The sequence below is a fragment of the Paenarthrobacter sp. YJN-D genome (genome assembly GCF_015040335.1).
In the GTDB taxonomy this organism is placed as follows: Bacteria; Actinomycetota; Actinomycetes; order Actinomycetales; family Micrococcaceae; genus Arthrobacter; species Arthrobacter nicotinovorans.
The window spans coordinates 3,695,080-3,706,712 of the sequence record NZ_CP053549.1; the positions used below are offsets into that span (position 1 = coordinate 3,695,080).

General features: G+C 63.9%; 12 protein-coding genes. 6 read left to right on the top strand and 6 right to left on the bottom strand.

Annotated features, from left to right (window positions below):
* Nucleotides 1-41: 41 nt before the first annotated feature.
* Entirely contained in the window at nt 42-1,304 is a 1,263-nt protein-coding gene (locus tag HMI60_RS17095) for an MFS transporter (protein ID WP_227453734.1), read from the bottom strand.
* Between the two features lie 91 nt (nt 1,305-1,395).
* Nucleotides 1,396-2,613, bottom strand: a complete 1,218-nt coding sequence (locus tag HMI60_RS17100; RefSeq protein WP_227453577.1) for a VCBS repeat-containing protein — start codon at nt 2,611-2,613, stop codon at nt 1,396-1,398.
* Between the two features lie 159 nt (nt 2,614-2,772).
* Here HMI60_RS17100 and trmB point away from each other — a divergent pair, with 159 nt between their 5' ends.
* From trmB to HMI60_RS17115, 3 genes are read left to right on the top strand one after another with little or no spacing between them, the layout of a single operon-like run.
* A complete protein-coding gene (gene trmB, locus HMI60_RS17105; protein WP_193590068.1) occupies nt 2,773-3,678 on the top strand; it encodes a tRNA (guanosine(46)-N7)-methyltransferase TrmB in 906 nt (301 codons plus the stop codon).
* 21 nt (nt 3,679-3,699) lie between these two features.
* Nucleotides 3,700-4,092: a hypothetical protein gene (locus HMI60_RS17110; protein WP_018778294.1), complete on the top strand. Its 393-nt coding sequence runs from the start codon at nt 3,700-3,702 to the stop codon at nt 4,090-4,092.
* The gene (locus tag HMI60_RS17115; RefSeq protein ID WP_193590069.1) at nt 4,092-4,577 is read left to right on the top strand and encodes a type II toxin-antitoxin system RatA family toxin; all 486 of its coding nucleotides are present in this window, start codon (nt 4,092-4,094) and stop codon (nt 4,575-4,577) included. The genes HMI60_RS17110 and HMI60_RS17115 overlap by 1 nt, the downstream gene beginning before the upstream one ends.
* Before the next feature lie 45 nt (nt 4,578-4,622).
* Here HMI60_RS17115 and HMI60_RS17120 read toward each other — a convergent pair whose 3' ends face one another.
* On the bottom strand, nt 4,623-5,294 hold the full coding sequence (locus HMI60_RS17120; protein ID WP_193590070.1) for an anti-sigma factor: 672 nt from the start codon (nt 5,292-5,294) through the stop codon (nt 4,623-4,625).
* On the bottom strand, nt 5,291-5,788 hold the full coding sequence (locus HMI60_RS17125; protein ID WP_018778291.1) for a sigma-70 family RNA polymerase sigma factor: 498 nt from the start codon (nt 5,786-5,788) through the stop codon (nt 5,291-5,293). The genes HMI60_RS17120 and HMI60_RS17125 overlap by 4 nt, the downstream gene beginning before the upstream one ends.
* Nucleotides 5,789-5,938: 150 nt before the next feature.
* Between HMI60_RS17125 and HMI60_RS17130 the strand changes: the two genes are divergently transcribed.
* Together HMI60_RS17130 and HMI60_RS17135 are read left to right on the top strand one after the other, a co-directional pair.
* Nucleotides 5,939-6,448, top strand: coding sequence for a hypothetical protein (locus tag HMI60_RS17130; RefSeq protein ID WP_193590071.1), 510 nt, complete (start codon nt 5,939-5,941; stop codon nt 6,446-6,448).
* A gap of 56 nt (nt 6,449-6,504) precedes the next feature.
* Nucleotides 6,505-6,708, top strand: a complete 204-nt coding sequence (locus HMI60_RS17135) for a hypothetical protein (protein WP_018778289.1) — start codon at nt 6,505-6,507, stop codon at nt 6,706-6,708.
* Between the two features lie 105 nt (nt 6,709-6,813).
* On the opposite strand, the gene HMI60_RS17140 is transcribed toward HMI60_RS17135, so the two are convergent.
* Complete coding sequence (locus HMI60_RS17140; protein WP_039243022.1) at nt 6,814-7,662, bottom strand: hypothetical protein; 849 nt, start codon at nt 7,660-7,662, stop codon at nt 6,814-6,816.
* Between the two features lie 165 nt (nt 7,663-7,827).
* Here HMI60_RS17140 and HMI60_RS17145 point away from each other — a divergent pair, with 165 nt between their 5' ends.
* Complete coding sequence (locus HMI60_RS17145; protein WP_079581944.1) at nt 7,828-11,277, top strand: DEAD/DEAH box helicase; 3,450 nt, start codon at nt 7,828-7,830, stop codon at nt 11,275-11,277.
* Nucleotides 11,278-11,302: 25 nt separating this feature from the next.
* Here the strand turns inward: HMI60_RS17145 and HMI60_RS17150 are convergent, their stop codons facing one another.
* A complete protein-coding gene (locus HMI60_RS17150) occupies nt 11,303-11,575 on the bottom strand; it encodes a hypothetical protein (protein ID WP_079581943.1) in 273 nt (90 codons plus the stop codon).
* Nucleotides 11,576-11,633: the final 58 nt, after the last annotated feature.

The following is an 11,633-nucleotide window of genomic DNA, read 5'->3' on the forward strand; positions in this document are numbered from 1 at the left end:
CCAAACCCGGGCGGTGGGGACGCAGAGTGGGCCTCGCAACGTTAAACGAAGCGGTCGCGGCCGGCCCGGTAGCCGAAGAAAGCCGCGAGCGAACCGACCACCAGGAACAGGATTCCCGCGGCTGCGAACCCGCCGGTGGCCTGGTGGAGTTGCCCCACCATGAGAGTGCCGACCGAACCAACCCCGTAGCCCACGCCCTGCATCATTCCCGAAAGGTGCGCGGCCGTGTGGGCGTCGCGGGTGCGGACCATGATCATGGTGAGGGCCACTGCTGTGAGCGAGCCTTGCCCCAGTCCGTTGAGGCCCGTCCACACCCAGATCAGTTCAGTGGGACCGAAGATCGTCAGTGCGAAACCACCGCCGGTCATCAACGCCACCACCATATTGATGATCCGTTGATCCTTGAAGCGCGTCGCCAGGGCGGGGGCAAACAGGGAGCCGAGCATCTGCAGCACGATCGACACCGAAACAATGAGCCCGGCCGTTGCACCGTCGATGCCCCGGTCGCGCAGGATCGGCGCCATCCACGCGAACACGCTGAAGGACATCATCGCCTGCAGCACCATGAACATCGTCACCTGCCAGGCCACGGCCGATTTCCAGACGTTCACGCCACCATGGACGACTTGGTGCCTTACCGACGGTTGCTTGACGGCCAGCGGCAGGAACAGCAAAAGCACGACGGCGGCAGGCACCACCCAGAACCACAGCGCCGAAGTCCACTGGCCGGTTGCCGTAAAGACCGGATACGTGAAGCCCGCGCCCAAGGCCGCCGACGCGCAGATCGCTGTGGTGTAGAGGCCGCCCATCAAGCCGAGGCGGTGCGGGAAATCCCTCTTGACCACGCCCGGCAGGAGCACGTTGCACAGCGCAATCGCAGCACCACAGGCCGCCGTGCCCGCGAGAAGCCCCGGGAGATGGCCCACTCCGGGTACGTCCACGGGCCTGAGTAGCAGGCCCGCAGTGAGGACAGCCATGGCGCCCAGGAGCACCCGTTCCGCGCCGAACCTGCGGGCCAGGATGGGGGCAAGGGGCGCGAAGATGCCCAGCAAAGTGACCGGCACCGTGGTGAGGACCACCAGCGACCAACCCGGCAGACCGGCGTCGGACGTTATTTCCGGAAGGACCGCGGAGAAGCTGGAGAAGACCGTTCGGAGGTTCAGCCCGATCAGTACCAGGCAGATGCCCAGGTAGACCAGGCCTCTCCTGCCCCGGAGCTGCGTGGGGCCGGCGGCCGGTTCTTCATCGATCTCTGCATCGGCCGCAATCTCGGGCAGGACGGATTTCTCTGGGTAGCCGGGCATCTTCGAGGAGGTCACACGTCCTATTCTGTCAGCCACGTGTTGGGGGCGCGTGATGGGATCATTGTGACCAGCGCGGGACATCAGTTGCGGGCTAGATCAGGGTGTCGAAGTAACCCCAGCCCACGCCTATGTGCGTGTTTCCGAACAGGCCCGCTCCGAACTCCGAATTCAGGAAGAGCCGCATATCGCCTGTCTCGTCGATCGCCACAATGTCGTTGAGGGGTTTCAGGGCCGAGTACCGGTTTCCATAGAGCGGTTCGTAGACGCCGGCTCCGCTGATTTCGGTCATGAGCTCCCAACCGTGGCCCGCGATCGACGGCGGCTTCCAGCCACCGTTTCCGTCTGCGGGGTACTGGTGCAGGATGCCGGCGCCGTCCCTGGCATAGATGTCCACAGCGCCATCGCCGTCGGTATCGCCGGGGGTGGCGATCTTGTTCATCACGTCCCAGCCGGTCCCGACGCGTGATGGCGTCAGCCAGCCGCCGTCGCCGTCTCCCGGGTATAGATAGAGGTCTCCGGCGGAGTCCCGGGCCAGGACGTCGTTGTTTCCGTCACCGTCGAAGTCCCCCGGGCCAACGACAGTGTCAAAGATGTTCCAGCCCCAGCCAACTTGCCTGGGCGGAAGCCAGCCGCCCTCCCCATCGCCTGGATAGATGTGCAGGGTTCCAGCGCTGTCACGGCCCAGGAGGTCGTTGTTTCCGTCGCCGTCGAAATCACCGGTGGAGAAAACGACGTCGAAAATGCCGAAGCCCCGGCCAACCACTCTTGGTTCTTCGATCGTGTGGTTGTAGTAGGTGCACCCGGCGCCGGAAGGACACATTCGGTATTCGGACGTATAAGCATGCGGATAGAGGACCAACGTGCCGTTATCCGTGCGGCCCAGGAGCTCAAAGTTGCCGCGCCCGGTCCAGCCCATGGAACGGCTGGAGGCAGCGATCGGAGCTGTTTCATCGCTCCGGAAAACTTCCTCTTCGGAGCACACGCCGTGGGCTGTGAACGAAATACGGTTTCCACGGTCTTCGGGGAGCAGTTTCAGGGATTCGCCTTGACGCCCGGCAGGCAGTGGCTCGCCGTTGCTCAGCCACTCCATGACGAAGCCATGCGGGGCCTCAGCTGTGGGCGGGCACACCTGCAGCCCATGGTCGGCGCTGCCGATGGTCAGTTCGGAACCCACGTAGGGCATGCCGAAGATCGGCGGAACCCAATCCTGGTAGTCCGCTGCAGCGGGAGCCGCCCCCAAGGTCGTCGAGCCCAACAACAAGGCGCCCAGTGCCGCCGACTTGAACGCAAATGACCGCAAGCTTCCCATGCTTTCCCCCAAAGACCAGTGAGCGCCTCCAAGACCAGTAAGCGCGTCATTGGAGCCGAGCCTAACACTCCCCCTATTTTGATGGTGATGCTTTGTCCAAAGACAAGCGCCCGGCCCCTCTGCAGAGCCCCCCGCCCGAACCCAAGTATTCTGGAAAGGATGAGTGAAACCCCAGATTCCCCGCGCCCTGTCACCCCCGGCAGCCAGGCTTCCTTCGGTACCTACGGTGGCCGCCCGGTCAGTTTCGTGCGCCGCGGCACACGCCTGCAGGGTCGGAGGCAGGCGGCCTGGGAAGAGCACGCGGAGCGCTGGGCCATCCAGGTCCCCCGTCATGTCGCCAACACCTCCGTGCACCCGGATTACACCTTCGACGCCGAGGCTGTCTTCGGACGGAAGGCGCCCTTGATTGTCGAAATCGGTTCCGGACTGGGCGACGCCGTGGTTCACGCCGCCGAGCAGAACCCGGACAAAGACTTCCTTGCCGTCGAGGTTTACACACCCGGGCTGGCCAACACCATCATCAAGATCAACAGCCGGGGCCTGACCAACGTGCGCGTGGTGGAAGCCAACGCACCCGAGGTCCTCGAATCGATGCTGCCTGCAGGGTCGGTCAGCGAACTATGGGTGTTCTTCCCTGACCCCTGGCACAAGGCACGGCACCACAAGCGCCGTCTCATCCAGCCGGCCTTCGCCTCCGTTGCTGCCAAAGCCCTGCGGAAGGGCGGCTACTGGAGGATCGCCACGGACTGGTCCAACTATGCCGTGCACGTCCGGGAAGTCCTGGCGGGATCCACGGACTTCGAGAACATGCACGAAGGCGAGCGCAGCGGCGAGGAGAGCCCGTTGACGCAAGTGTGGCAGTCCGGCGTCGAATCCGTTGTGGGCGGTGCGCCCGTCAGGGAGGGCCGCGCGCCGGTCAGTACCGAGCACACCGGCCCGAATGAGGGAGTGGACGAAGAAGGCGGCTGGGCTCCCCGGTTCGAGGGCCGGATCCGCACGAGCTTTGAGAACAAAGCGCACGAGGCCGGGCGTATGATCTTCGACCTCACGTACCGCAAGCTTTAGCCAACGGACTTTGGGGGAATCATGAGCTACCAGCCACCGATCGACTACTACCAACAGCCGCAGAGACAAGGCACCCGGGGTCTGGGCGCCGGCATCACCAGCATCGTCTCCGCAGTCTTGTCGCCGATTGCCGCGGTGGTCAGTATTCCCCTTGGGCTTGCGGCCATCGCCTCGTCACTAAGCCGTTACAACCCGGATAACGACGCCTGGTGGATCGGAGCCCTGGTTCTGGCCGGGGTGGCCGTCCTGCTGTCCATTGTGGCCGTCATCAGTGGCCTCATTGCCGTCTTCCGGGCCGGGCGTATGAACGCCGGACGCATCACTGGAATCATCGGGCTGGCGATCATGGCGGTCAACGTCTTCGGCATCGCCTTCATGGTGTTCCTGGTACTCGGATCAGGGCAGGGATTCTAATGCCACAGGTACGCGCGGAACGATTCATCCGTTTGGATCCTGAAACAGCTTTTGCCCTCTCCCAGACAACCGGCGCGTTCCGGCTCAAGTGGGATCCGTTCATTTCCGCGCAGGCATTCATTGATGGTGCCCAAGCAGCCGGAAAGGGTGTGCGGACCCGGACCGTTTCGCGCATGGGATTGAAGATGGTCAGCGAATACGTCTCCTACGCTCCCCCGCGAAATGTGGGCATGACCATGGTGTCCGGTCCGTGGTTTTTTGAGAACTTCGGCGGCGGCTGGCGGTTCACCCCGGACGACGGCGGCACCCGGGCAGTCTGGAAGTACACCTTTTCGTGCCGGCCGGCTTTCATCAAGCCCGTCGCCGAGAGAGTCGGCGGTTGGCTCCTGGGCAGGGAGATCGAACGACGGATCGAAGCGTTCGCCCGTGCTTGCGAGGACCCTGCGTTGGTGGCTGAGTTGAAAGCCCAAGGCGCCGGCGCCTAGCTTCACGGCACCTGGTTTCAAGACACCTGGTTTAGGGCACCTGGTTTAGGGCACCGAAATGGAAGCCACCGTCTTCTGGGCCTCGTCACGCAGCTCAACCCCGGCGATCCCCGCCAACTGAACGGGTGTGGCACCGGTGATCTTGATCCGTCCACTCGGCGTGGCCGTCCAGCCGCAGGTGCGCTCTTCGGCGCCGTCGCGGCCCTTGACCCAAAGATAGAGAGTGCCCTCAAGCGGCATGCTCCGGCCCTCGACTTCAAGCTCAGTGCCCCAGGTCTTCTTGACCATGTCCACCGTCAGCTGCAAACCGCCGTCCGACTGCACCGAATAGCTGGCATCCGGTTTCGGAGGCTGGTTCAACAACGGTCCGGCCAGGAACCCGACCGCGAGGCAAGCAGCGGCGACAGCGCCAACAAAAGCTGCCCACCGGCGTCGTGATTTCCGCCTTCGGACCGCCAGGTCAACCAGGACCTTTTCCGGGAGCGGCTCCGGTTCCATTGCCAGCGGTGCAAGGGGTGCGGCCCCGGCGGCGGTGAGGGCCACCGCGTCGGCAGCGGGCACGGCGTCCAGGAGTGCAGGAAGGCTCGCGAGTTCTTCCAGTTCACGCCGACAGTCAGCGCATGATTCGAGGTGGTCCTCAAACGTGCGGGCTTCGCCGGGTTCCAAACCTCCCAGAAGGTAGGCGCCCAGCAACTGGTGGACGGAGTTGCCGTTCATCGTTCCACCCCCATTTCATCGAGGATTGTTCGGAGGGCCTTCACTGCGTAGAAAGCCCGGGATTTCACTGTTCCGGCCGGAATGTTCAGCTGAAGAGCCGCCTCCACCACTGTGAACCGTTGATAGTGCAAGGCCACCAGGACCTCGCGGTGCTCGACGCTGAGCCGGAGCAACGCCTCTTCCATGAGTACCCGGTTCAGGAGCTCGTCCACGCGTTCGGTGGCTGCGTTGTCCGGGAGGTCGTATTCGCCGGTCTCGTGCGGACGCCTCTGGGCTTTGCGGTAGTTGTCGATGATGACGTTCCGCGCTGTCCGGAAGAGGTAACTGCGCAGGCTTCCCGTGATCTGCGGAGCGTGCTGCCACACCTTGAGGATGGTCTCCTGCACCACGTCGTCGGCCTGATGGGTGTCCGAGGTACAGCTGACGACAAACCTCTTCAGCGCCGTGCCGTGATCGCGGTAAATCGCAGCCACCACGTCTTCGTCCAACGGCATCGGCACCTCCTCGTCCTGTTTCCGCAGCCCTTCGCCTATACGACGCGCCGAGCCCCAAAAAGGTTCAGCAAGCATGAACCATTCTCACCCGTCCGGCGTCGTAGGGGTTAGCGCCGGCCCTCCCGACCGGCTCGTCTCAAGGAGCTGGACATGAAGAACAAAATTGGCTTTGGATTGGGTGCATTGATCGTTGCGGCAGCACTGGCGGGGTGCGGCGGCAGTTCGGGAACAAGTACTTCCGCTCCCCCGTCCGCGGCGTCCTCTTCCCCGGCCGCCAGCACCGCAGCTGGTGCTGAGATGAAAACGGCGTCGTCCAGCGCGGGGCAGATCGTGGTGGACAGCAAAGGGATGAGCCTCTACTTCTTCACCAAGGATGTGAAGGACTCGGGCACCAGCGCGTGCACCGGCGCCTGCCTGCAGGCCTGGCCCGTCTTCACCACGACGTCGGACGCGCCCGGCGTTGACGGCGTCACAGGAACGGTGGGAACCATCGCAACGCCTGACGGGAAGAAGCAAGTCACCCTCAACGGCATGCCCCTGTACTACTACGCCAAGGACAAAGCAGCCGGCGACGTCACCGGACAGGGCGTGGGCGGCGTCTGGTACTTGGTCAGCCCGAGCGGGGAGATGATCAAGGGCGCCGCGGCATCCGGATACTGAGCCCGGTACGGTTTCGCCCGTCCGTTAGACTGCCATTTACTCATTGGGGAGGGAAGATGGCAGCGAAAAACACAGCGAAGACACCGCCAAACCTGGGATTCCTTGCATTGCAGGAGGTCGCTTGGACTTTGGGGCTCATAGCCATGGCCATCAACGCGGCAAACCGCGGCTTTGACTGGATCTGGGTCGGCCTGCTCGTCTGCTGGCAGGCCTCCATAGTTTGGGGTTTCGTCAAGCTCAGCCGGGCCAGGACAAGCTAGCCCCAGAACGCGGGAGCACGTCCAGAACGCCGGAGCGCGCCGAAATCGCCGGAGCGCCACGGCGAATCCGCAGCGCTCCGGCGTTTTCGGCTACATAGGGGCGGTTTAGGCGTCCGCGAATTCCTCAGACTCTTCGAACTCCACGGCCGCGATGATTTCCTTCGTCTCCGGGTGGATCATGAAGGCCTCGTCGTCGTCCTCGATCATGAGGTAGTCCCCGTGGTCGGTGGAGAAGTGCCAGGCGAGGGTCTTCACGCCGTCGTGCTCGTAGTTGGGATCGCCCATGGTGATCTTCTCCAAGGAGTAGCCGGCCACGTCGCACAATTCGCGGATGATGACCTCGAACTCGGGAGCGTTGGCGAGTGCTTCCTCTTCTGCCTCTGCCTGGCGCTCGGCCAGGTCCGGGATTTGGGCCACACGGGCAGCGATGTGTTCCTCGATCTCATCCTCGGAAAGAACCAGGAGCTCGGACTGGTCGCGCAGGTAGGCAGCGTTGAGATCGATGATGTCCTCTTCCTCAAGCAAGGCTTCGAACTCGCCGTCGAGTTCGTCCAAGGCCACAACCGCGGGAACGGGAGTCTCGGACTCATCCAGCTCGCCGTCCAGGTAGGCCTCTGCTTCCTCTTCCGTCAGCGCGTCAAACGCCGCAGCCGTTCGGTTGAAGAGATCCAGGTGCCGCTCAGCGCCCATGGCTTCGAGCCCGGCGCGGACATACTCATCAACTTCCTCACGCTCCGGCGCGGTGAAGACGTACTGGGCAAAACCGCCGGACAGCGCTTGCGTCAGGTAGAAATCCACGAAGTAGCTGTTGAGCGCAGGGAGCGCGATTTCGTCGCTGTTGAGGAGCTCCTGGTACATCTGGTTCACGACGTTGACGTTGGAATCCACAACATCCGCATTGCCGGCTTCGAATCCGGTCTTGTTCAGGACGACGGGGTACTCGTTGGTAGTCATGGGGAATCCTCACTGCTGAAAGCTGATGGTGCTCCGGACACTTTCAACGTACGCGTGGGAGCGGCGCGGCAATCGAGGTTGAGGTTAACGGAGGGCGAAGTTTGGGAGCTGTTTTCTGCTGACTAAGATTGAGCAGATAACCTCCTGCCGAAAGTAGCCCGACGCATGCCGTCCCACACAGACGAATCCTGGGAACTGGCCATTCAGACTCCTGCCATTAACGACCGCTCCCTGGCGGCCGGACTGGCCTATGCCATGGGCAGCCGCGTGAGCGGGATTTCCTTCGACGCGGCAACCGGGCTCCTCCTCGGCAAGGTTCGGGGCAGCGGCCCGCAACCCTATTCGACGTCGGCCAAACTGGTCCGCAAGCCCGCCGGCTGGAGCTGCACTGTGGGTATCTGCAGTTGCCCGGTCCGGAAGGACTGCAAGCACGTCGCCGCGCTGCTCTTCACCGCCGAGGACCACCCCACCATCCGTTCCCAGCTCCTGTCGCAGGCGCCCGGAATCCAAACGTCGCGGCACGGCGCCATGGAACAGGGCGGCTCGGCCCGGCCTGCCTGGGAACAAGCCCTCAACAGGCTGATCGCCAAGCCCGGATCCGCACCCAGCGCGGCAGGAATCCCGCTCGCCCTCCAATTCGAAATTGAAGAGCCCGCGGCCCACTTCTCCTACACAGGACGCCGCGACCCCATGCGCAGCGTCCGCCAGCTCAAGGCCCGCCCCGTCATGATGGGCGCCAAAGGCAAATGGATCCGCGGCGACGTGTCCTGGAACAACCTCAGCTACATCAGCTTCCGGCGCGAGTTCAATGAAGTCCACGTCGAGTGGCTCCAAACATTCCTGGCCGCGCACGGTTCCAGCAACGGACGCCAGCAACCCTCCGGGGCGATGTGGCTGAGCCTCAACGACTTCGCTGCCAAGAACCTGTGGACCCTCCTGGCCGACGCCGCGAAAGCCGGCATCCCCCTCATCCACTCCGCTGGGAGCGAGCCCGTCCGCGTCGAGACCCAGTCCGCCGTCGTCGGACTTAGTTTGGCGCGCCTTGACGCGGACGGAACCGAAAGCACAACGCCCGACGGCGGGCTGCAGCTCGCGCCGTCCGTTACCTTGGGCGGGGAAGCGGTGGACCCGGGAACCGTTGGCTTCCTGGGAAAGCCGGCCAACGGCATCTTCTTCACCCACGCCGGCGACACCCTGCCCGGCGTGCCACAGCAGAAGAACCTGATCACCCTCGCACCGATCGAGGGCGGCATCAGCGACGAGCTGCTGGAATTCGTCACCGACGGCCAGACACTCCAGATCCCGGCCGAAGACGAAAGCCGCTTCCTCACCTCGTTCTACCCCAAGCTGCGGCAATCGACGCCAGTGCAGGCCGCTGACGAGTCCGTCGAACTGCCCACCTTGGCTGTCCCCACCCTGTCCCTGCTGGCCAATTACGGCAACGACCACAAGGTTCGGCTGCACTGGGAGTGGCACTACAAGTCCGGCACCCTCGTCACGGCCCAGCCACTCTGGCGCCACCCCGACGACCGCGGCTACCGCGACGATCCCGAAGAAGCCCGCATCCTGGAGTCACTCGGCCGGCCGTGGGACGTGGTCCCGGCGCTCGCCGAGTCCGCCACCGGCGGCTGGGGTGCTCCGCGCCTGGCAGCTACCGCTGAACTGGGTGGACTGGACACACTGGCATTCACGGAAGAGGTGCTGCCCGCGCTCAAGGACCTGCCCGACGTCGTCGTTGAAACATCCGGCGACATCGCCGACTACCGCGAAGCCGCCGAAGCGCCTGTTGTGTCCATCTCCACCAAGGAGACGGCCAGCGGCGACTGGTTCGACCTCGGTATCGTCATCACACTCGAAGGCGAACCCGTCTCATTCGCCGCCGTGTTCTCGGCACTCGCAGCCGGGATGAGCCGCATGCTGCTGCCCAGCGGCGCCTACTTCTCGCTGGATCTGCCCGAACTCCACCAGCTGCGGGCCCTGATCGACGAAGCCCGTTCCCTGCAGGACAACCCGGACAACAAGGACGGCACCCTGCAGATCAGCCGTTTCCAGGCCGGGCTCTGGGACGAGTTGGCGCAGCTGGGGATCGTGGATGAACAGGCCGCCGCGTGGCGCGAGGCCGTAGGCGGACTGCTCGACGACGGCGTGACCGGACTGCCGCTTCCGGCCGGACTTAACGCTGAGCTTCGTCCGTACCAGCTCGAGGGTTTCAACTGGCTCAGCTTCCTGTACAAGCACAGCCTCGGCGGTGTGCTCGCCGACGACATGGGCCTGGGCAAGACCGTGCAGGCAATCGCGCTGATCTGCGCGGCGAAGGACCTGGCCGCTGAGACAGCGACCGCTGCGCAGGGTGCCTCTGCTGACGTGATCCCCCGGGCTCCCTTCCTGGTGGTTGCGCCCACCAGTGTTGTCAGCAACTGGGCACTTGAAGCGGAGCGCTTTGCCCCCGGGCTGGTGGTCCGCACCGTTGGTGAGACTTTCGCCAAGAGCGGCATGGCGCCGTCGGAAGCACTGACGGGTGCCGACGTCGTCATCACCTCGTATGCGCTCTTCCGCATTGACTACGATGCCTACGCCTCGTTCCAGTGGGCCGGGCTGATGCTCGACGAGGCCCAGTTCGTGAAGAACCACCAGTCCAAGGCGTACCAGTGCGCTCGGAAGCTCCCGGCAAGGTTCAAGCTGGCCATCACGGGTACCCCGCTGGAGAACAACCTCATGGAGTTCTGGGCACTGACCTCCATCGTGGCGCCGGGCCTGTTCCCGAGCCCCAAGAGGTTCGCCGAAAACTACCAAAAGCCCGTGGAGAAGAACGGTGACTCCGCGCAACTGGGCAAGCTCCGGCGTCGTGTCCGTCCGCTCATGATGCGCCGCACCAAAGAGCAGGTCATCAAGGACCTGCCGCCGAAGCAGGAACAGGTCCTTGAAGTGGTGCTGAACCCGCGGCACCAGAAGGTCTACCAAACGCATCTTCAGCGCGAACGGCAGAAGATCCTGGGACTGATCGACGACGTCAACAAGAACCGCTTCACGATCTTCCAGTCCCTGACCCTGCTCCGGCAGCTGAGCCTGGACGCCTCGTTGGTGGATTCCTCGCTGTCCGGCGTGCGCTCATCCAAGCTCGACGTGTTGTTTGAGCAACTGGAGGACGTGATCTCCGAGGGCCACCGCACGCTGATCTTCAGCCAGTTCACCGGCTTCCTTGGGAAGGTCCGCGAGCGCTTGGACGAGGAAGGCGTGGAGTACTGCTACCTCGACGGCAGCACCCGCAACCGCGGCGACGTCGTGAGCGAGTTCAAGAACGGTTCAGCACCGGTGTTCCTGATTTCGTTGAAGGCCGGCGGCTTCGGGCTCAACCTTACCGAGGCCGACTACGTGTTCCTGCTGGATCCTTGGTGGAACCCCGCGTCGGAGGCACAAGCCGTGGACCGCACGCACCGCATTGGACAGGCCCGGAATGTGATGGTCTACCGGCTCGTCGCGAAGGACACCATCGAAGAGAAGGTCATGGCGCTGAAGGCCAAGAAGTCGCAGTTGTTCGCGGATGTAATGGAAGGCGACGCGTTGGCCGGCGGATCGTTGACCGCTGAGGACCTGGCTGCGCTGTTCGCGGAGTAGGGGCGGGGCGCTGTCAGGTGCGATTTCATGCTTTCTCCCGGTCGGCGCCTGCCGGAGTCCCGGTGACCGTGATGTCCACGTCTTCCTCCACGCTGAAAAGACGTTGCCCGACGCCGTTGACGTAGACCCACATTCCGCTGCCGTCCGGCATGACAGCCACGACCACACCGGGGTTGGGGGCGCCACCGGCGAGCCTCACTTCGACTTCATCGCCCGGCAGGAAGTACTCCCACGCCTTGTAGTAGCGCACCGGCAAGGCGTCCGGATCCGCCATCACGAACACCGTGCATTTCTCCATTGCGAACCGCCCCCTTACTTTCCCGCCTAATTAGCAGTGCGGCCAAGAGGCAGAACGT

Coding starts and splice junctions, on each gene's coding strand:
- trmB (WP_193590068.1), top strand. CDS start 2,773: ATGAGTGAAACCCCAGATTCCCCGCGCCCTGTCACCCCCGGCAGCCAG.
- HMI60_RS17125 (WP_018778291.1), bottom strand. CDS start 5,788: ATGCCGTTGGACGAAGACGTGGTGGCTGCGATTTACCGCGATCACGGC.
- HMI60_RS17095 (WP_227453734.1), bottom strand. CDS start 1,304: ATGCCCGGCTACCCAGAGAAATCCGTCCTGCCCGAGATTGCGGCCGAT.
- HMI60_RS17135 (WP_018778289.1), top strand. CDS start 6,505: ATGGCAGCGAAAAACACAGCGAAGACACCGCCAAACCTGGGATTCCTT.
- HMI60_RS17100 (WP_227453577.1), bottom strand. CDS start 2,613: ATGGGAAGCTTGCGGTCATTTGCGTTCAAGTCGGCGGCACTGGGCGCC.
- HMI60_RS17110 (WP_018778294.1), top strand. CDS start 3,700: ATGAGCTACCAGCCACCGATCGACTACTACCAACAGCCGCAGAGACAA.
- HMI60_RS17140 (WP_039243022.1), bottom strand. CDS start 7,662: ATGACTACCAACGAGTACCCCGTCGTCCTGAACAAGACCGGATTCGAA.
- HMI60_RS17115 (WP_193590069.1), top strand. CDS start 4,092: ATGCCACAGGTACGCGCGGAACGATTCATCCGTTTGGATCCTGAAACA.
- HMI60_RS17120 (WP_193590070.1), bottom strand. CDS start 5,294: ATGAACGGCAACTCCGTCCACCAGTTGCTGGGCGCCTACCTTCTGGGA.
- HMI60_RS17145 (WP_079581944.1), top strand. CDS start 7,828: ATGCCGTCCCACACAGACGAATCCTGGGAACTGGCCATTCAGACTCCT.
- HMI60_RS17150 (WP_079581943.1), bottom strand. CDS start 11,575: ATGGAGAAATGCACGGTGTTCGTGATGGCGGATCCGGACGCCTTGCCG.
- HMI60_RS17130 (WP_193590071.1), top strand. CDS start 5,939: ATGAAGAACAAAATTGGCTTTGGATTGGGTGCATTGATCGTTGCGGCA.